18 protein-coding genes are annotated in these 18,413 nt (G+C 71.7%); 8 read left to right on the plus strand and 10 right to left on the minus strand.

All coding sequences use genetic code 11. The features are described 5' to 3' along the window. Positions 1-70: 70 nt before the first annotated feature. Entirely contained in the window at positions 71-1,177 is a 1,107-nt protein-coding gene (locus DB32_RS17880) for a hypothetical protein (RefSeq protein WP_053233672.1), read from the plus strand. Here the strand turns inward: DB32_RS17880 and DB32_RS17885 are convergent. Together DB32_RS17885 and DB32_RS17890 are read right to left on the minus strand one after the other, a co-directional pair. After that, positions 1,174-2,583, minus strand: a complete 1,410-nt coding sequence (locus DB32_RS17885; protein WP_053233673.1) for a hypothetical protein — start codon at positions 2,581-2,583, stop codon at positions 1,174-1,176. The genes DB32_RS17880 and DB32_RS17885 overlap by 4 nt on opposite strands. Positions 2,584-2,598: 15 nt before the next feature. Beyond that, the gene (locus DB32_RS17890) at positions 2,599-3,894 is read right to left on the minus strand and encodes a TonB family protein (RefSeq protein ID WP_157069134.1); all 1,296 of its coding nucleotides are present in this window, start codon (positions 3,892-3,894) and stop codon (positions 2,599-2,601) included. A 69-nt stretch (positions 3,895-3,963) separates the two neighbouring features. On the opposite strand from DB32_RS17890, the gene DB32_RS46855 reads away from it, so the two are divergent. From DB32_RS46855 to DB32_RS17905, 3 genes are all read left to right on the plus strand, one after another. Beyond that, complete coding sequence (locus DB32_RS46855; protein ID WP_157069135.1) at positions 3,964-4,767, plus strand: hypothetical protein; 804 nt, start codon at positions 3,964-3,966, stop codon at positions 4,765-4,767. 260 nt (positions 4,768-5,027) lie between these two features. After that, positions 5,028-6,503: a hypothetical protein gene (locus DB32_RS17900; protein WP_053233676.1), complete on the plus strand. Its 1,476-nt coding sequence runs from the start codon at positions 5,028-5,030 to the stop codon at positions 6,501-6,503. A gap of 69 nt (positions 6,504-6,572) precedes the next feature. Further along, positions 6,573-7,886 (plus strand): PQQ-dependent sugar dehydrogenase, encoded by a 1,314-nt coding sequence (locus DB32_RS17905; protein WP_053233677.1) that lies wholly within the window; start codon positions 6,573-6,575, stop codon positions 7,884-7,886. Here DB32_RS17905 and DB32_RS17910 read toward each other — a convergent pair whose 3' ends face one another. Further along, a complete protein-coding gene (locus DB32_RS17910) occupies positions 7,887-9,323 on the minus strand; it encodes an FG-GAP repeat domain-containing protein (RefSeq protein WP_053233678.1) in 1,437 nt (478 codons plus the stop codon). A 450-nt stretch (positions 9,324-9,773) separates the two neighbouring features. On the opposite strand from DB32_RS17910, the gene DB32_RS17915 reads away from it, so the two are divergent. Further along, a complete protein-coding gene (locus DB32_RS17915; protein WP_053233679.1) occupies positions 9,774-10,784 on the plus strand; it encodes a monooxygenase in 1,011 nt (336 codons plus the stop codon). 4 nt (positions 10,785-10,788) lie between these two features. Here DB32_RS17915 and DB32_RS17920 read toward each other — a convergent pair whose 3' ends face one another. The 5 genes from DB32_RS17920 to DB32_RS17940 form a co-directional block, all read right to left on the minus strand. Then, entirely contained in the window at positions 10,789-11,820 is a 1,032-nt protein-coding gene (locus DB32_RS17920; protein WP_053233680.1) for a hypothetical protein, read from the minus strand. Between the two features lie 86 nt (positions 11,821-11,906). Further along, entirely contained in the window at positions 11,907-12,200 is a 294-nt protein-coding gene (locus tag DB32_RS17925) for a hypothetical protein (RefSeq protein WP_157069136.1), read from the minus strand. A 70-nt stretch (positions 12,201-12,270) separates the two neighbouring features. Next, positions 12,271-13,485, minus strand: coding sequence for an EF-P lysine aminoacylase EpmA (gene epmA, locus DB32_RS17930; protein WP_053233682.1), 1,215 nt, complete (start codon positions 13,483-13,485; stop codon positions 12,271-12,273). 4 nt (positions 13,486-13,489) lie between these two features. Continuing rightward, positions 13,490-14,053: an elongation factor P gene (efp, locus tag DB32_RS17935; RefSeq protein WP_053233683.1), complete on the minus strand. Its 564-nt coding sequence runs from the start codon at positions 14,051-14,053 to the stop codon at positions 13,490-13,492. Positions 14,054-14,135: 82 nt separating this feature from the next. Then, on the minus strand, positions 14,136-14,561 hold the full coding sequence (locus tag DB32_RS17940; protein ID WP_053233684.1) for a hypothetical protein: 426 nt from the start codon (positions 14,559-14,561) through the stop codon (positions 14,136-14,138). A 160-nt stretch (positions 14,562-14,721) separates the two neighbouring features. Between DB32_RS17940 and DB32_RS17945 the strand changes: the two genes are divergently transcribed. The 3 genes from DB32_RS17945 to cutA are packed head-to-tail and all read left to right on the plus strand — an operon-like array spanning position 14,722 to position 16,535. Further along, positions 14,722-15,606, plus strand: coding sequence for a tetratricopeptide repeat protein (locus DB32_RS17945; protein WP_053233685.1), 885 nt, complete (start codon positions 14,722-14,724; stop codon positions 15,604-15,606). After that, on the plus strand, positions 15,606-16,205 hold the full coding sequence (locus DB32_RS17950; protein ID WP_053233686.1) for a hypothetical protein: 600 nt from the start codon (positions 15,606-15,608) through the stop codon (positions 16,203-16,205). Before DB32_RS17945 ends, DB32_RS17950 begins: the two co-directional genes overlap by 1 nt. 9 nt (positions 16,206-16,214) lie before the next feature. Continuing rightward, on the plus strand, positions 16,215-16,535 hold the full coding sequence (cutA, locus tag DB32_RS17955; RefSeq protein ID WP_053233687.1) for a divalent-cation tolerance protein CutA: 321 nt from the start codon (positions 16,215-16,217) through the stop codon (positions 16,533-16,535). Here cutA and DB32_RS17960 read toward each other — a convergent pair. Further along, positions 16,532-17,455: a patatin-like phospholipase family protein gene (locus DB32_RS17960; RefSeq protein WP_053233688.1), complete on the minus strand. Its 924-nt coding sequence runs from the start codon at positions 17,453-17,455 to the stop codon at positions 16,532-16,534. The genes cutA and DB32_RS17960 overlap by 4 nt on opposite strands. A gap of 114 nt (positions 17,456-17,569) precedes the next feature. Continuing rightward, positions 17,570-18,364, minus strand: coding sequence for a class II glutamine amidotransferase (locus DB32_RS17965; RefSeq protein ID WP_083457457.1), 795 nt, complete (start codon positions 18,362-18,364; stop codon positions 17,570-17,572). Between the last annotated feature and the right edge of the window lie 49 nt (positions 18,365-18,413).

Consider the following 18,413-nt stretch of genomic DNA (forward strand, 5'->3'; position numbering starts at 1 on the left):
CGTGAAGTCTGTCGGCGACCGCGCGCAGGCGCACGGGGCGACCACGCGTCGATGTACCATCGGCGCACGTATGGAGAAGCCTCCCGCCCGCGTGCCACCGCCGCTCCCGCCGCGCGCCATCCCGAGGATGCCTCCTCCGCCGCTCGCGGGCCTGCGTGGTGGTGCGGCGCAAGCGGCGCCGGCTCCTCCGCCTCCGCAGCCGTTCGCGCAAGCGGCGTCGCAAGCGCCGCCGGGATCGACGCGCGCGATGATCCTCCAGGCCGGCGCCGCGCTGCGGCTGCGCGACGAGCAGCTGCGCGCGCGCGTGCAGTACTACAACGCCGAGCTGAAGACGAACGCGGAGCTCGACGCGATCACCGATCAGGTCGTCGCCGAGCTGCGCGCGCTCGCGAGCGCGCAGGCGGGCACGCGACCGCAGGGTGAGGTCGAGATCGAGCTGATCCAGAACCTGCGCGAGCTGCTCGAGAAGCTGTTCTCGAAGAAGCGCTCGGGGTTCCTCACGCGGAAGCTCGAAGAGGTGCAGCGCCGCATCACGCAGCTCTTCTTCAACTCCGAGCTCTACGCGCGCCTGGCCGAGGACGGGCGCGAGCTGCCAGCGGCGACGTGGCCCGAGCAGGCGCTCTACTTCGCGCTCAAGCAGCACGAGATCGACATCCTCGCAGAGCTCGAGTCGATGCCGGTGAGCGAGCCCGCGGTGCGGGACCGCGCGATCGAGAAGCTGCAGAGCTTCCAGCGCCAGCTCTGCAACGAGTTCCTCTCGAAGACGACGCCCGAGCTCGAGCGGCTGCTCGCGATCTATCGCGAGGTGCTCACGCACTTCTTCCTCGAGGTGTTCCCGAAGAACCTCGGCGAGTTCTGCTGGGAGGTCGTGCGCGAGTCGCGCGTCGCCCACGATCACGACCTCGGATACAAGATCACCGCCGAGAAGTTCCACGGCTTCCGCGCGGTGTTCGATCGGAAATTCCTCGAGCACCTCGTGCTCAACGTGCAGGAGCCGATCACGCGGCGCGCGTCGCAGTCGACCGAGCAGTTCCGCGACGCGACGCTGCTCTTCGTGCAGGACCCGCGCATCCACACCGAGATCTGCGGCGCGATCAACGACGCGCTCTACGACTACCTGCACGGCGAGGGCTATCTCGACCTGCCGCCCGACTGGCGTCGTCTGCTGATGCGCTAGTCGAGACGTCGTCGGAAGACGTGCATGCGGTAGACGCGCGCGGGGGTGCGCGTCTCGACGTGCTCGTAGTGCTCGCGCAGCCACGCGCTCTCTTCGAGGTGCTGCTCGGCGACGAAGCGCGCGCCGACGTGGACGCGTCCTTCGGCATCGCGCGTCGCGTCTCGTGCGGACGTGAGGATCACGACCTCCGGCGCGAGCGACTCGAGGTAGTCGAGATCGGCGCGTTTCGCGCCGTGCGGGCCCGGTGACGCGGCGATCGTGCGATCGACGAGCCCTCCGAGATCGACGATGCGCGCGTGCTCGGCGCGCCATCCGACGAGGCCGATGTCGAGCAGCGCGATCGAGCGCACGTCCTCGTGCGCGAGGCGATCCGCGAGCTCGATGCGCGCGGCGTCGATCGGGACGCGCGCGCGGGTGCCCATGACGAGCTCCGCGCTGCGCGCGATCTGCCACGGCACGATCGCGAGCACCGCGACGATGGCGATCACGCGCGCGCGATGCGTGCTCGTGAAGAGCGCGCGGATGGGGCGATCCGCGGCGACGAAGAGCGGCGCGAGCCAGGGCACGATCATGCGCCCACCGGGCATCCAGTCGCCGCCCTCGAGGAGCACGGCCGCGAGGAACGCGAGCGCGATCACGACGAGCACGCGATGGCGCTCGTTCGTCCGCGCGCCCACGATCGCGGCGACGACGAGCGCGATCGCGGGGAGCAGCTCGCGCGCGAGATACCGCGCGCCGCTCACCAGCCCCGGCGGCTTCGCGTGCAGCGTGTTGGGCAGGAGCGCGCCGAAGTACGCGAGCTTGAAGACGAGGTACGGCGTGACGAGCAGCACGAATGCGCCGAGCGCGAGCGCGCCGTCGCGCTTCGAGCGATGCGCCAGGAACAGCGTGCCGCCGAGCCCGAGCAGCGCGGCCTCGGGGCGCGTGAGGAACGCGAGCGTGGTCGCGATCGCGAAGGGCAGGGCGCGCCCGTCCGCGAGCATCAGCGACGCGACGAGCACGAGGAGCGCATAGAGCGGCGTCTCGAGCCCTCCGACGGCGTGGAAAGCGAGCCCGTGCATGCACGCGAGACCGAGCGCCGTGGGCACGCCCGCGAAGCGCGCGCTCGGATCGTCGCGGCGCGCGCGCAGCACGGCGATGACCAGCGTCGCGCACGCGCACGCGAGCCCGATGCCCGCCATCACGCGCTCGACGCGCATCGACGTGAACGGCGCCGCGAGCACGACCCAGAGGAAATTCGTGTAGCCCTCGACGCGCTCGCCCTCGTTGAACACGAGCCCGAGCCCGTGCGCGAGGTGACGCGCGTAGCGGAACGAGATCCACGCGTCGTCGATCACGTAGCCCGCGTAGAGCGACGCGTGCAGCGCGATCAGCACGACGCCGGCGAGCGGGACCAGGACGCGCACCGCGCGACTCTACGATCAACGCACCATCGGGTTCGAGAACTCGAGCGGCATCCGGATGCGCAGGCTCTCGCGCCCGGGCACCAGATCGTCGGGCAGCGGCGAGAAGGGAATCGTGCTCCGGATCGCGGCGATCGCCGCGCCGTCGAAGTCGTCGAACCCGCTCGAGCGCACGACGCGCGGCGCGCGCGCGAGCGTTCCGTCGCGCCGCACGACGAGCTCGACCACGCTCGTGCCCTGGTCCATCCGCATCGCGCGCTCGCGCGGGAACACCATCGCGTTCTCGATGCGCCGCCGCGTCTCGACGAACCAGCGTCGATAGCGACCGTCGCTCGTGTCGAGCGCGTCGTACGCGCCGTCGCCGGGGCCGAGCGCGCGCGCGCGTCCGCCTTCCCGACGTCCTCCGCCCGTGCCCGGCGCGCCGAGGCCGCGCGCGCCACCGCGCCCTTCGCCGTCTTCTTCGCCGCGTCGCTGCGTCGACTCGACGACCGACTGCATCATCCGCGCGGCGAGGAGCTCGGCGTCGGTGTCGTCGCGCACGCGCGCATCGCGCGACTCCGAGGGCGTGGCCGCGGCAGCCTCGTCGACGGTCGGACGCCCGAGCGCGACGCGCGCGCTCTCCGTCGCGCGCGCGCCACGCCCTCGGACGATCCCGCGCCCCGGCGAGTCGCTCGCCGCACCGCTCGGCTCGGTCGTGAGCGCGCCCTCGTTCGTGCCGCCGCGCGTCGATCCCGAGTCCGCGGTCACGACGCGCTCGCTGCCTGCGATCGGCGCGCCGCGCGTGCCTGCTTCGGGCGCGACACGCGCGCCCGGCGCGGCGTCGACGCGCGCGACGGGCCTGCGCTCCGGGTGTTCTCCGTCGCCCGACGCGAGGAACGGATCGTCGGCGGGGTGCGGCGTCGCGCGTCGATCCTCGCGCGTCGCGCGATCGCGGGCAGTCTCGATGCGCTGGGTCTGCCCGACGCCGAGCGCGTTCATCGGCGCGTCGCTCAGCGTCACCTGATCGGCGCGCGGGAGCAGGCGGATCACGCGCTGCGCGCCGGTGCGATCGCCGCCCTGACCGCGATCGCGCGCGTCGACGTTGTGCTCGGGATCGGCGCCGCCCGGCTCGAGCGGCGTCGCCGCGCCCGGCACGCGCACGGCGGTGCCGTCGCCCGCCTCGTCCGAGAAGCGCACGTCGATCGCGAGCTCTGCCGGCGCGTCCGCCGCGTCGGTGCGGGTCGCCGAGAGCGTCGGGAGCAGCCACGCGATCGCCAGGTGCGCGAGCAGCGACACCGCCGCCCCGTACGACATCGCGCGCGCGGAACGCGTCATCACCACGGAGCCTAGCGGTGTTTGACAGCGCGCGCCTCCTGGTGCTCCGCTGCGCGCGGAGGTGATTCCATGCCCACAGACATCCTCGATCGCCCCGAGCTCGATGGCGCTGTTTTGCGTGCGCCGATCCTCGATGCCCCAAGCACCGTCGCGCTGGCCGTCAAGCTCCTCGCGCGGGTCCCCGCGCCGCGTGATGCGCGCGACCGCGACGCGCTCGCGCGCGTCCGATCGAAGGCGCGCACGCTGCGCGCCGCGGTGCTCGAGCTCCAGCGCGCGTGGGCCGCGCGCGACGATGCCGAACGTCGCGAGAAGGGCCGCACGAAGGTGCGCCCGCTCGATCTCGCGAGCGACGCGGCGTGGGCCTCGCTGCTCGCGCGGCTCGAGGCGTGGAGCGGCATCGGCGCGGAGGCGCGCGCGGCGGAGCTGATGGCGCTGCTCTTGCCGACGCGCCTGGACTTCACGCGTCTGGCGCTCCCCGCGCAGTGGGCCGTGCAGCAGCAGAAGCTCGATCTCGTCGAAGCCGAGGGGCTCGCGCGCGATCTCGAACGGCTCGCGGGCGCGGCGTTCCTCCGCGCGGTGCGGGACACTCACGAGGCGCTCGGCGTCGCGCTCGGCATGCGCGGCGACGCGCCTCCCGAGCCGCCGATCGCCGACGTGCTCCAGGCGATGCGCGCCGTGCATCGAGCGATCGGCGCGTACGCGCTCCGGCTCGCGGATGTCTACGACGACGTGAGCGACGAGGCGGCGGCGGCGATCCGCATGGCGCTCGCTCCGATCGCCGAAGCACGCGCGGCTGCCGCGACGCGGCCGCCCAGCGAGGCCGGCGAAGCGGGCGGTCCCGACACGCCGGTCCCCGACGTCGACGACGCCTGAGGAGGCCGTCGAGCGAAATCAGAACAATCGGTCGAGCGCGCACGACCGAATTCGACTCGCGAGCTGGATGGGTCGAGCGCGCACGACCGAATTCGACTCGCGAGCTGGATGGGGTCGAGCGCGCACGACCGGATTCGACTCGCGAGCTGGTTCGGGTCGAGCGCCCGCGCTCCAGCTCGAGTCGGGAGTTGGATCCGGTGGAGCGCGCACTGCGGCAACCGGGGTGCGGGTCGGGTCGAGAAGCGGCGCGGGAGGTTCACATGAGGGGAACGAAGGGGCTCTCGGTCGCGCTCACGGCGCTGCTCTCCATCGGGTGCGGTGGCTACGCGTGCGGGGAGCTCCGGTGGTCGGCGGACGAAGGGCGATGCGTCTGTCCCGCCGGGACGACGCCGACGGACACCGGCACCTGCGTCAGCGCGGATGGCGGGCCGACGACGGGCGATGCGGGGGCGGACGCCGCGGCGAACGACGCCGCGGTGGGCGACGCAGGGCCGCCGAGCGCGCCCGAGTGCGAGACCGCGCTCGACTGCGATGCCCCCGGGCTCGTGGAGTGCGTCGCCCGGCGGTGCGTGTTCTGTGCCCGCTCGAGCGGCAGTGAGACGATTCGCGAGGGAGTCGTGCTCCGTCCCGCGCTGGCCGTCGACGTACGCCGCGCGGCCGGTAGCCCGCCGGTCGCGCTCGTCGCGACGATGGGGGAGGGCTCCGCGCCCGCGCTGCTCCACCGCTTCGAGGTCGAGCGGCTGGACGCGCGCACCGACGTCTCGCTCACCGACGCTGCGCGCCAGGCTTGTCCCGAATCCGGCGCGGTCGAGAGCGTCGCGTTCGACACACGCGGAGAGATGTCCGGCGTGGTGCCGATCATCGGCGTCGTGCTGGCGGAGGCGGGTGGGCTCGCACGGGCCATCACGATGCTCGAAGGCGACGGCGATCGTGCCGCCGCGCTGACCGGTGTGAGCTCGGGCTGCCGGCGGCGCACCGCGCCGGCCGCGTACCTGCCGTCGAGCGTCATGACCGACGTGGTGCACGTCGTGCGCGAGCAGCGCGCGGATGCATCGACGGGGCTCGTCGCCCTCGAACAGGACCTCTACGTCAACGTCTACCAAGACGTCGACGCCGAGGTCGGCGACGCGGACGAGGGCACGCGCCTCGCTCGGATCGGTGAGCACGTGCTCGTCGCGGGCTCGAGCTTCGGCGAGATCGTCTGGTGGCACGCTTCGGCGAGTGGCGCGTCGGCGGGGACGATGCGGACGCCCGGTCGCACCGGCGACATCGATGCGGCGTTCGTCGCACCGGGCAGCGACGCGATGCCGGCGCGTGGCTGGCTGACCTATCCCGTCGACGATCGAGTGCGCTTCGTGGAGGTCGACTGCGATCGCTGGGCCTGCCGTGCCGTCGGCGAGAGCGCCGAGCTCGTCACTGGTGCCGCGCGGGTGCTCGATGCGGACGTCGACGTCCTCGGGGGCCGCGCGGTGGTGCTCAGCGCCGAGCGTGGCGCTGACGGACGCGAGCGCGTGATGCTCCGCGTGCTCCGGGGCAATCGTGCGCCCTTCGACGCGCCCTCCGGCGGGCGCGAGATCGCGCTCGGTACGGCGCCCGACGGCGCGCGGATCGCGTCGCTGGCGCTCGACGCGAGCCCGGGGTCCACGCCATGGCTGGCGGTCGCGTGGATCGTCGAGGACGCCGGCGCACGATCGTCGGCGCACGCACAGACGTTCGCTGCGACGTGTGCACGCTGAGCGCTCCCCGTGGCTCGAGGCGCGTCCGGCCGGGTCCTCGCCTGAAGGGACGTCGAGTAGGATGCGCAGATGATCACTCGCAAACTGTGGGCGGTGCTCGCGCATGCCGCACTCGTCGTCGCGTGCGGCGACGGCGGCGGAGACGACGATCCTTCGGACGCCGGGCCGGTGTCGCAGCAGGACGCCGCGACACCCGGGACCGATGGCGGCCGCACCGATGCCGGCGCGGACGGGGGCGCTCCGGACTCCGGCGCGCCCGCGGTCGACTGCGACGCGCCGATCCCCGCGCTGACGATGGTCCCGGTGACGAGCGAGACGTTCTCGTCGCCGCTGTACGTCACGCAGCCGCCCGGCTCGACCGACCTCTACGTGGTGGAGCGCGGCGGCCGGATCCGGATCGTTCGCGACGGCGCGGTGCTGGATGCGGACTTCCTCGACGTCGCGAGTCGTCTCGGCGCGAGGGCACCCGTAGGCGGCGACGAGTGGGGGCTGCTCGGCCTCGCGTTCCACCCGCAGTACCAGACCAACGGTCGGTTCTTCATCGCGTACACGCCGAACGGTGCGCCGTGGCGGAACGTCATCGCCGAGGGATCGCGCAGCAGCGTTCCCGACGTGGCGGAGGACGAGGTCACCGAGATCGTGTCGATCCCGGACGACGCGGGGAACCACAACGGCGGCATGCTCGCGTTCGGTCCGGATGGCTACCTCTACGCCGGCATCGGCGACGGCGGGCTCCAGCGCGACCCCAACAACCGCGCGCAGGACCTCTCGAGCCTGCTCGGCAAGATCCTCCGTCTCGACGTGAGCGCCCCGGGTGAGGCGCGGGTGCCCGCCGACAACCCGTTCGCCGACAGCGAGATCTGGGCGCTCGGCCTGAGGAACCCGTGGCGCTTCTCGTTCGACCGCGAGAACGGCGACTTCTGGGTCGGCGACGTGGGCAACCAGACCTGGGAGGAGATCAGCGTGGTCACTTCGGAGACGGCACCCGGTGTGAACTTCGGCTGGCCGATCTACGAAGGCTCGCGCGAGTCGCCGAACCGCAACGGGCGTAACCTGGTGGCCGGCACGACGCACCATCCGCCGGTCGCGGAGTACACGCACGAAGACGGCATCTCGATCGTCGGCGGCTACGTCTACCGAGGCTCGGCGATCCCCGGACTGCGGGGCGTCTACTTCTACGGTGACTCGAGCGCCGACGAGTACGTGCGTGGGCTTCGCTACTGCGACGGAGAGATCACGCGCGGGCCCGAAGCCGTGCCGGGCCTCGAGCGCACGGCGCTGCCGAGCTATGGCCTCGTCTCGTTCGGCGAGGACGAGGACGGCGAGCTCTACACCGTGTACCTCGTGACGGGCGAGGTGATGCGCATCGTCGCCGCCGAGTGATCATGGGGCCTGCGCGTCGGGCAGCGGGACGCGCAGGCGCAGCGGGGCGTCGTTCACGTCGCGGCGATCGCCGACGTCGACGACGCCTCGCTCCGCGCTCGGGACGATCACGAGCTCGAGCGAGCGCACTCCGTCGATCGCGCTCACGCCGAGCAGCACGAGCTCCGGCGTCGCATCGCCGTCGACGTCGGCGAGCACGTGGCGGCGCGGGCCGAGCTCACCGGGGCCGAGCTCGAGGCGCGTGAGGGCTTCGAACGCGCCGTCCGCGTTGGTGTCGATCACGACGAGGCGCGGGTGGTCCCAGGCGACGATCTCGGCGGCGGCATCGTCGTCGAGCTGCGCGGTCGTGATCTCGCGCGCGGTCGGCGGCGCGGCGTCGATGCGCGTGACCTCGAGCTCGCCCTCGCTCGCGCGTCGCGCGCGCACCACGACGACGCCGCTCGCCTCGATCAGCGCGTCGTTCGCGCCGTCACCGTCGACGTCGCCGATCGCGACGCCCGACGCGCCGGGGATCGTGAGCGTGTGGTGGCGCGGGAAGGGGCCGGTGCCGCTCCCGAAGAAGACGTCGGCGCGGCCCTCGTCGGGCGAGGTCACGATCACGTCGAGCTTGCCGTCGCGATCGAGATCGACGAGGCCCGCGCTCTGCGCGCCGACCGCGGTGCGCAGCACCGCACGTCGTGCCGGAGACGCGCCGCCCGCGAACACCCAGACCTCGCTCGGCAGGCGCGCGAACGGGTTCGCGCGGTGCACCACCGCGAGATCGATCGCGTCGCCCTCGTCGACGAGGCCCGCGACCACGCCGACCGCCGCGATCGGCGCGAGCACGCGCGGGTTGTCGAACCCGCCGAAGCGATCGCGCGGCACGACGTAGAGCCCGCCGCCGCGCGTCGCGCTGCCAGCGCCGTAGAACGCGAGCGGGAGGATCAGATCACGCGCGCCGTCCGCGTCGAAGTCCGCGGCGAGCGCAGCGCCGGCCATCGGCGCCGACTCGGCGTCGCTCGTGGGCGCGTCGACGCGCGCGACGCGCAGCGGCACGTCGTTCGTGATCGCGATGATCTCCCAGCGATCGCCGCACCCGACCGCGAGCTCCGCGTGCGCGTCGCCGATCAGATCGATCGCGGCGAGCGAGGGCGCAATCGCCGGCTCGGGGCACACGATCCAGCGATCGCGGCGGAAGCGCGGCAGCACGGGCGCGGGCGGGCCCGCGTCGATCTCGAGCGCCCCCGCGTCCGCCTCGACGACGGCGGCATCGACCTCGCTGGCGGCGTCCACCTCGGCGACGCCCGCGTCCGCGCTCTCGATCGGCGCGTCGCTCGCCGTCTCACCCCCGAGCCCCGCGAAGGGCAGCACGCCCGCGACGAGCCCGACGATCGCCAGCACCGCCCAGAGACCGAGCAGCACCGCGAGGGTCTGCAGCGTCGCGCGCACCGCTTTCACGGCGGCCTTCGTATCGCAGGGCGCGCCGCATCGCCACGTCTCGACATCTCACCTCGGAGCCTTGTTGAACACCCTTCAACTCCTCTAGCGTGCGCGTGGGGTACGTGGAGGTGGAGCGATGACTCGGCTCAGGGTGGGATCGACCTTCGTGCTCGCGGGCGCTCTGCTCGCGCTCACCGGGTGCGGTGACGACGACGCGAGCGGTACCGACACCGACGCCGGCACCGGCGGCGTGGACGCCAGCAACGGTGGCGTCGACGGTGGCGGCGACCCGGGCGACGAGGACGCAGGCCCGATCGGCGACGTGACCTACTACGGCCACGTCCGGCCGATCCTCGCGGAGAACTGCGTCAGCTGTCACGTCGCGGCGTCGCGCCGCTCGTTCTCGACAGCTACGACAGCGCGCGCACGTTCGCGACGCGCATCGCCGAGGTCACGCGCGATCGCATCATGCCGCCGTTCCTCGCGGACAACTCTGGCGAGTGCCACACGTGGCGCGACGCGCGCTGGCTCACCGATCGCGAGATCGCGACGCTCGCCGCGTGGGACGAGCAGGGCGAGCCCGAGGGCGATCCCGCGACGCCGCCGCCCACCGTGCCTCCGCTCCCCGAGCTCACCGGCACGGTCTCGATGATCCAGACCGAGGTCTACACGCCGGACGACTCCTCGACCGACGACTACCGCTGCTTCGTGGTCGACGGGCCGGACGCGACCACGTTCCTCACGGGCTACGAGGTGCACCCCGGCAACGCGCCGATCGTGCATCACGTGATCGTCTACGCGCCCACGAACGCCGACGCGGCGAACGAAGCGCGCCAGCTCGACGCGAACGAGGCGGGCCCCGGCTACACGTGCTTCGGCGCGTCGAACGTCAACGCGTTCCCGGTCGTGCTCTGGGCGCCGGGCGGTGGCGCGACGACGTTCCCCGAAGGCACGGGCGTGGAGCTCACGGGCGGCCTGCCCCTGATCATCCAGGTCCACTACAACCTGCTCGCGGGCAACGAGCCCGATCAGACGAGCGTCGAGCTGCAGACCGCACCGAGCGCGACGCGCGCGCGCATCATCCCGCTCGGCGACTACGACATGTCGATCGGCCCGCGCATGTCGTCGGTGTCGACGTCGGAGACCGTCGACCTCTCCGACTTCACGCGCGGCATCAACCTGCCGATCACGATCTACGGGATGTTCCCGCACATGCACACGCTCGGCAGGCAGCTGCAGGTCGATCACATCGCGAACGCCGGCGCCGAGCAGTGCCTGATCGACGTGCCGCGCTGGGACTTCAACTGGCAGCTCGCGTACTTCTACGAGGAGCCGATCCGCATCTCGTCGCTCGACTCGATGCGGATCACGTGCACGTACGACACGAGCGAGCGCGACGAGACCGTCACGTGGGGCGAGGGCACGCAGGACGAGATGTGCCTGAACTTCTTCTACGCGGTGATCGCGACGGGGCTCTGATCGCTCACCGCGGTCGCGACGGCGCGAGCGCGGAGTAGCCCGGCGGCGCGGGAGGCACCGCGGGCCCACGATCGAGCGCGAAGTTGTGCGAAGCAGCGGCCCGGTGAGCGCGCATGCGCTCCCGGGCCGCGCGCTCTTCGCGGAGCTGCGTGAGCGCGCGCGCGAACGTCGCCTCGGGGTGCAGCATCAGCGCGTCGCGGATCGTGCGCTCCGCGACCTCGAGGCGCGAGTCCACGTCGGGCTCACCCGACGCGCGCGCCGCGAGCCGCCGCGCCTGACCGAGATCGAACATCACGCGCGCGCGCTGCTCGTCGCTGCGCTGCTCGAACGTGCGCCGCGAGACGACGCGCTCGAGCGTCGCGAGCGCCTCGCGCGGATGTCCCTCGCGCACCGCCTGCAGCGCCGCGCGCACCTCCGCGTCGTCGACGTCGACGAGCTCGACGTCGAGCTGTCGCTCGCCGGGATCGACCGCGCCGATCACGCGACGCCGCAGCCGCTCGACGATGCGCATGCGCATCGAGAGCGGATCCGAGCCCTCTTCGCGCTCCTCGATCGTCAGCTCCTGCAGCAGCCGATCGGTGCGCGCCTCGCTCACGCGCAGCATCACGCGCCCGACGACGACGGGCAGATCCTCGACCACCGATCGTCGCACCGTGTTGCACCCCCACGTGGTGCACACGGTGTCTGGCCGCGAGAGGAACGACGGCCGCGCGGTCTCGACCACGTGCGTGTCGACGCGGATGATCGCGCTCGCGGGACCGAACGAGCCGTTCGCGCGACGTCGCTCGAGCCCGTCCTCGTCGACGTGCTCCACGCGCAGTCCGTCGCGCGCGCTCGCGGCGAGGTGATGCGCGAGCGCGTCGGCGACGTCGAAGTCCTCGGGCGCCGTGCCGTGCACGATCGCGACCTCGGGGAACACGCGGATCGGGAGCTCTGGCGGAGTCTCGACCGTCGCGCGGACCTGCAGCGAGCCCCCACAGCCGCAGGTCAGCAGCGCGACGATCGCCACGATCACGTCGCTGTGTTTCGAGACCACGACGATCCATCGTGTGGCGCACGCCGCCTCGTTACAACTCGCTGCCCTGGGTGTGGCTCGCGTGCGATCGGATCGTCGTCGCGCGATCAGCGGTCGTCGCGTCCGCCGCGCCCGTGACCTCGGCCCGGCGGGCTCTGTCCGCGATCGCTGCGCGAGCGGCCGCGATCGTCGTCGCGCCGCGCGTGGCCGGGCGGGCTCTCACCGCGACCGCTGCGCGAGCGCGAGTCCGCGGGCACACCGAGGCGACGCGGGCTGTCTCCGCGCCGTGCGTCCACCGTCGTGTGCCCCGCGCTCCTGCCTCGGACCACCGTCGCGCTGCACGCCGACGTGAGCGCCATCCCGAGCAGCACCGCGAGCACACGAAGCGAGACTCCACGCATCCGAACCTCCTGGTGCAGAGGGAATGACCACCAGGAGCGCTCGCCTTCATCGCGGATGTCGGAGCGAGGATCACAGCCGCGCCGCGGAGAGCGCGACGACATCGTCGATGTCGCGCGCTCCGAGCAGCAGCATCACGAGCCGATCGACACCGAGCGCGTTGCCGCCGCTCGGCGGCATGCCTTCTTCGAGCGCGGCGAGGAAGCGCTCGTCGAGCGGATACACCGGCAGACCACGCGCCTCACGCGCGCGCTGATCGTGCTGCAAGCGCGCGCGCTGCTCGACCGCGTCGGTGAGCTCGCCGAACCCGTTGCAGAGCTCCATCGCGTCGACGAACGCCTCGAACCGATCGGCGCGCCCGTTCGGCAGCAGCTGCGCGAGCGATGCCATGCTCGCGGGCCACTCGATCAAGAACACCGGGCGCGCACGACCGAGCTCGGGCTCGATCGTCTCGGTGAGGATCCGGAAGAAGCGCTCTTCGTCCGGCAGCACGTCCGCGACGCGCACGCCCGCGTAGCGCTCGAACGCCTCGTCGACGGTGAGTCGCTCCCACGGAGCCGCGAGCTCGATCGCGCCGCGCTCTCCTTCGACCCGCGTCGTGCCGAGCACGGTGCGCGCGGCGTGCGCGACCATCTGCTCGGTGTCGCGCATCACGTCGTCCGAGCCCGCGAGCGCGCGATACCACTCGAGCATCGTGAACTCGGGCTGGTGTCGCGAGCCCTCCTCGCCGCGCCGATAGCAGCGACAGAGCTGGTAGATGCGCTCGAGCCCGCCGCTCAGGAGCCGCTTCATCTGGTACTCGGGGCTCGTGATCAGCCAGCGCGGCTCGCGCGCATTGCCGAGCGAGAACGCGTCGAGGTGCAGATCGAGCCCCGGGCTCGGCACCGCGCTCGGCGTCTCGACCTCGACGAACCCCGCGCCGTCGAGCCAGCCGCGCACCGCGCGCACGATCGCCGCACGCTGCGTCAGCAGCGTCATCCTGCGGCGCGCGTCCTGGTGCGTGCGCACCCACTCGCCGTGCACGCGCCAGCGCTCGCCGATGGGTGCTCTGAGCACATCGACGCTCAGAGCACGCATCTGCGATCCGTCCCACGCGCCCTCGACGCGCACCCACGCGTAGTCGGGCGGCGGGGCGCACGCGGCGAGCTCGATCCCGATCGCGCCGCTCGCGTCCTCCACGCGCACGCGATCCGGGCCCACGAACGTGACGCGGCCCGCGACGCACACCGTGCTCGGTGCCGCGACGCGGGCCAGCTCGTCGATCATCACGCGCGCGCTCGCGCGCATCGGATCACTTCTTCGCGCGCTCGACGTACTCGCCGGTGCGCGTGTCGATCTTCAGCACGTCGCCTTCGTTGATGAACAGCGGGACCATCACGGTCACGCCGGTGTGCATCTTGGCGGCCTTGAGCGTGTTCGTGCTGGTGTCGCCCTTGAAGCCGGGCTCGGTCTCGACGACCTTCAGATCGACGTGCGTCGGCGGGGTCACGCCGATCGGCTTCTCGTTCCAGAGCAGGATCTCGACCTGCATGTTGTCGACGAGATAGAAGCGGCTGTCGCCGAGCTGCTCCGCCGTCAGGAAGCTCTGCTCGTAGCTCTCGATGTCCATGAAGACGTAGCGATCGCCCTCGGGGTAGAGGAACGTCATCTGACGCACCTCGAGGTCCGCCTTGGCGAGCTTCTCACCGCTCTTGAACGTGCGCTCGAGCACGTTGCCGGTGAGCATGTTGCGCAGCTTCGTGCGCGTGAACGCCTGACCCTTGCCGGGCTTCACGAACTGGAAGTCGATCACGACGCAAGGCGCGCCGTCGAGGATGACCTTGAGGTTCTTCCGGATGTCGGACGTGTCGTACATGGCTGGCGTTCCGCGGCTGAGAGAGCGAGTCGAGAGCGAGGCCTCGCGGAGATGTAACCCCGCGAGGCCGTCGATCAGAACGTCACTGGCTGACGTTCTGCTGGAAGATCACCGTGTCGCTCGGGGTCGACGTCTCCGTCGCACGCTCGGCGGTGATCATGACGGTGAAGCGCTGGTGCGGCGTGGTCGCGGTCGCGCGGCCCGTGCGCGAGCTCGGGTCGTACGCGACGTTCGCTTCCATGCTGGCCGGCGCCGAGCCGGTGCGCACCCACAGCACGTAGCGCGTGAAGCCGGAGCCGAGGCGATCGGGCGGCGTCATGTTCGTGCCGGAGAAGGTGATGAGCTGGTTGCCGCCGTCGATGCGCTCGACCTGCACGCGACCGTCGGCTCCGGGGTCGCGCTGCGAGCCGCGGACCGTGAACGTGCGCGCGCCACCGCAGCCCGCGGCGTACGCGGCGAGCGTGGTGAAGGCGATGGCGAGGAGGGCAGAGCGAGCGATACGGAGCATGTTCGGCAGTTCTCCTTCTCTCTCGAGTCGGGCGCTTCTACGCCCGCTCCGAAAGAGCGTCAAGCGTTGGCAATGACCGCGTGGCGCCCCGCGCAGGGCGACACGCGGAGTCGGTGTCGGGCTTGCAGCGGCCGTCCAGAGACGCTAACCCGCGCTCCTCATGGCCGACGTCGACGAGGAGATCCGCGAGATCAAGCGCGAGATCATCGAGTCGCGAGGGCTCGTCATCAAGACGAGCAATCTCACGAACTCGCTCGCCGCCGACATCAAGTCGATCGCGAAGCGCCAGGCGGGGTACGAGCGCCGGTTCAACTGGAACTCGTGGGTCGCGTACGTGCTCTTCGCCGTGCTCTCGTTCAGCGGGCTGTACCTCGCGACGTCCGCACGCATCGGCGAGTACGAGACGACGTCCGCGCAGCTGCAGGAGCGCGTCGACGCGCTCCAGCGCGAGATCGACGAAGAGCGACAGCGCGCCGAGCGACGGGCGCACGCCGAGGTCCAGGCCGCGCAATTCTACCGATTGATCCGCGAGCGCCGGCGCGCCGAAGCGGTCGAGCAGTACGCGGAGATCCGCCGCGAGCAGCTCTCGCCGGCCGAGTCCGCGTTCTTCCGGGACATGATCGACCGGTTCCAAGTCGACCTCTCGGTGCAAGCGTACCAGAACGGCCTCGATCTCGTCCGCACCGGGCGATACCAGGAAGCGGCCGAGGTGTTCCAGGAAGCGATCCGTCTCGACGACGACGGCACGCACATCCCGGCGGTGCGCCTCGAGCTCGCGCGCGCGCTGCGTCACCTCGGCAACGACACGCTCGCGAAGCAGTACGCGGCCGAGGTCGCGGAGCAGACGGTCGATCGCGAGCTGCAGGACGACGGGCTGCTGCTCTTCGCGCAGTGCGCGGAGAGCCTCGGCGAGATCGACGAAGCGCGCGCCGCGATGCGCACGTACCTGCGACGCTGGCCGCGCGCCGCGTTCGCGACCGACGTGCGCCGTCATCTCTCGGATCTGAACCGCCGCGCGATGCGCGGCTCGGCGCCTCCGGACTGATGCTCGCGCGAGCGCGCGCGGCGATCGCGCTGCTCGTGATCGGGTGTGCGCCCAGCGTGCCCCCCGTGCGCGCGCCGAGCGCGCCCTCGACGCACCGCGATCCACCGGCGCACGTGCCCGCGCCCGAGAGCACGCCCAGCACCGGCGAGCTCGTCGGCGTGGTCGCCGCGGGCGGTGAGGATCAAGCGCGCGAGCTGCTCTTCGTGCTGGTGACCGCGATCATCGAGGGCGATCGCGAGACGCTCGTCGCGACGCTCGGTGAGGAGGTGTTCCACGGCAGCTCGCTGCGCGCGGGGCGCACGCGCACCCGGAGCTCGGGCAGCGCCGTCGCCGCGCAGCTGCTCACGCGCGCCCGCGTCGCGCGGCTCGCGCCCGACGCGCGCCTCGAGGACCTCATCGCGGTCGAGTCGATCCGCGTCGAGCCGGTCGCGAGCCTCATCTCCGGTGAGCCGCTCGCGTCCGAGCTCCAGCCGGGCGATCTCGTCGTGCGCTTCGCCGTGACCAGCGCCGGCCGCGAGCCGCTCGCGGAGCTCGCGCGCGACGGACACGGCGCGGTGGTCGTGCGGCCCGGAGAAGATCCGCGCGTCATCGCGCGATAGGCTGCGCGCATGAGCGACGACGCGATCGTGATCCTCTGCACCGTGCCGAGCGTCGAAGTGGGCGAGACGCTCGGGCGCTCGCTGGTCGAAGCGCGCCTCGCCGCGTGCGTGAACGTGATCCCCGGCCTGCGCTCGATCTATCGCTGGAAGGGCGAGGTGCAGATCGACGCCGAGGCGCAGTGCCTGATCAAGACGCGCGCATCGCTGTTCGAGCGCGTGCGCGATCACGTGCTCGCGAATCATCCGTACGAGACGCCGGAGATCGTCGCGCTCCCGGTCACCCGCGGATCCGACGGCTATCTCGCCTGGATCGCGAGCGAGACCGCCTAGGCCTTGCCGATCGTGCGCACGTTCGAGCGCACGTCGAACACGCCGCGCTGCTTCGCGGCCGCGAGCACCTTGAGCGCCTCGCGATAGCCGCGCTGGAGCAGGTGTCGCGCGTTGCCGCGATCGAGGAACGAATAGCGCCCGAGGTCCGCCGACACGTTCAGGATCGTGAGGTGCGGATAGAGGCGATGGATCAGGTCGATCCCGCGCTTCTCCTTCTCGCTCAGGATCACGTTCGCGGTCTGCCGGATCATCGCGCCGACGCCGCCGTGCACCAGCGAGGTCTCGCCGGGGCGCGTCACGTGCGGTCGGTACACGTTCGAGATCACGACGACGTCCGCGCCCGCCTCGACCGCGAGATCGATCGAGAGCGTGCGCACCAGCTCGCCGTCCATGTAGTAGCGATCGCCGATGCGATACGGCCGGAACAGCACCGGCACGCACGAGCTCGCCGCGACGGCCTGGCTGATCGGAACGTCGTCGAGGTAGCCCTTGCCGAACACCACGCGCCCGCGCCCGTCGACGTCGGTCGCGGTCACGAGCAGCGGGCGCGTGAGCTTGCGGAAGTCGTTGACCGGCAGCCGATCGCGCAGGAAGCGCTCGAAGCGATCGATCGAGAAGAGCCCGCTCGTGAGCCATCCCGGCGAGCGCCACTGATCCTTGTTGGGCGCGCCGAGGAAGTAGCGGCCCTTGAGCGCTCCGTCCTTGTCGTTGCGGACCCAGAACGGACGGAGCCAGTCGACCATCTGATCCGCGGTGAAGCCTTCCGCGAAGAACGCGCCCGCGATCGCGCCCGTGCTCGCGCCGACGAAGACGTCTGGCGCGAGGCCGAGCTCCTCCATCGCCTTGAGCACGCCCAGGTGGGCGATGCCCTTGGTCGCTCCTCCCGAGCCCACGAAGGCGACGCGCGGTGTCGAGCTCATGTCAGCGAGGTCCTATCACGATTCGGGGGCATCGCTCCACGAACCGGCGCGCTTTTCGGGCGCCGTGGTGAAAAGGATCGCGGCGATCAGTCCGCGAGCCAGTCCACACAGCGCTCAGAGATCGACCATCGACGTCGAGAGATCACGCCCGATCACGAGCGCCTGACCCTCCTTGAGCGCACGCCAGTCGGGCGGCGCCTCGGGCCCGTTGCTCGCGACCATCACGTACCGGAACGTGCTCGCCGGGCTACGCGCTTCGCCGAGCAGATCGCGCTCGACGAAGTGCATCGGGCCGCCGCGACGCACCGCGTACATCTGGCGGCCGTTCGTGAGCACGAAGCCGAGCGTCGCCGGCGGCGCGCCGATCTCCGAGACCAGGCGATCGACCAGCGCGATCGTCGAGCGGATCGCGCCGAGCACGATCTTCGAGTCGATGTCGGGGTTGTCGAGCTGGCCGCGGTCGTGGAGGAACGAGAGCAGCGCGTGGAAGACGTGCTCGCTGTCGGTCGTGCCGCGGATGTTCCGCTGCAGGAAGTCGGGCATCGGCTCGAGCATCGCCTCGCGCACCGCGTCGAAGCCGCTGACCGTGCCGTTGTGCGCGAAGAGCCACTGGCGCATCCGGAACGGATGCGTGTTCTCGGAGCGGTAGTCGCCGACGGTCGCGGTGCGGAAGTGGATGACGGCGCAATCGCTGCGCACGTTCCCCGCGACCTCGCTCCACGAGAGCGACTCGCGGTCACGATCCGACCGTGGCCGCTTCTTGTGCAGGACCTCGCCGCCCTGATAGAAGCCGATGCCCCACGCGTCGGCATCGATGTCGGACGCAGGGCCGACGGCGACCCTCTCCTCGGTGAGCGCGTCCGCCAGGCGGTCCGTCCGGTTCGCCATGTACCCGATCAGACGTCCCATGCGTTTCCTCCGGGGGGATGGGGTGGACGGATCCGAAGCACGCGTCCGT

It is taken from the genome of Sandaracinus amylolyticus (assembly GCF_000737325.1).
Lineage (GTDB): Bacteria > Myxococcota_A > Polyangia > Polyangiales > Sandaracinaceae > Sandaracinus > Sandaracinus amylolyticus.

What these genes read in the sequence shown, in the direction of transcription:
- DB32_RS17880 (WP_053233672.1), top strand. Translation starts at nt 71, where the DNA reads ATGGAGAAGCCTCCCGCCCGCGTGCCACCGCCGCTCCCGCCGCGCGCC.
- DB32_RS17890 (WP_157069134.1), bottom strand. Translation starts at nt 3,894, where the DNA reads ATGACGCGTTCCGCGCGCGCGATGTCGTACGGGGCGGCGGTGTCGCTG.
- DB32_RS46855 (WP_157069135.1), top strand. Translation starts at nt 3,964, where the DNA reads ATGCCCACAGACATCCTCGATCGCCCCGAGCTCGATGGCGCTGTTTTG.
- DB32_RS17900 (WP_053233676.1), top strand. Translation starts at nt 5,028, where the DNA reads ATGAGGGGAACGAAGGGGCTCTCGGTCGCGCTCACGGCGCTGCTCTCC.
- DB32_RS17905 (WP_053233677.1), top strand. Translation starts at nt 6,573, where the DNA reads ATGATCACTCGCAAACTGTGGGCGGTGCTCGCGCATGCCGCACTCGTC.
- DB32_RS17915 (WP_053233679.1), top strand. Translation starts at nt 9,774, where the DNA reads ATGCCGCCGTTCCTCGCGGACAACTCTGGCGAGTGCCACACGTGGCGC.
- DB32_RS17925 (WP_157069136.1), bottom strand. Translation starts at nt 12,200, where the DNA reads ATGCGTGGAGTCTCGCTTCGTGTGCTCGCGGTGCTGCTCGGGATGGCG.
- epmA (WP_053233682.1), bottom strand. Translation starts at nt 13,485, where the DNA reads ATGCGCGCGAGCGCGCGCGTGATGATCGACGAGCTGGCCCGCGTCGCG.
- efp (WP_053233683.1), bottom strand. Translation starts at nt 14,053, where the DNA reads ATGTACGACACGTCCGACATCCGGAAGAACCTCAAGGTCATCCTCGAC.
- DB32_RS17940 (WP_053233684.1), bottom strand. Translation starts at nt 14,561, where the DNA reads ATGCTCCGTATCGCTCGCTCTGCCCTCCTCGCCATCGCCTTCACCACG.
- DB32_RS17945 (WP_053233685.1), top strand. Translation starts at nt 14,722, where the DNA reads ATGGCCGACGTCGACGAGGAGATCCGCGAGATCAAGCGCGAGATCATC.
- DB32_RS17950 (WP_053233686.1), top strand. Translation starts at nt 15,606, where the DNA reads ATGCTCGCGCGAGCGCGCGCGGCGATCGCGCTGCTCGTGATCGGGTGT.
- cutA (WP_053233687.1), top strand. Translation starts at nt 16,215, where the DNA reads ATGAGCGACGACGCGATCGTGATCCTCTGCACCGTGCCGAGCGTCGAA.
- DB32_RS17960 (WP_053233688.1), bottom strand. Translation starts at nt 17,455, where the DNA reads ATGAGCTCGACACCGCGCGTCGCCTTCGTGGGCTCGGGAGGAGCGACC.
- DB32_RS17965 (WP_083457457.1), bottom strand. Translation starts at nt 18,364, where the DNA reads ATGGGACGTCTGATCGGGTACATGGCGAACCGGACGGACCGCCTGGCG.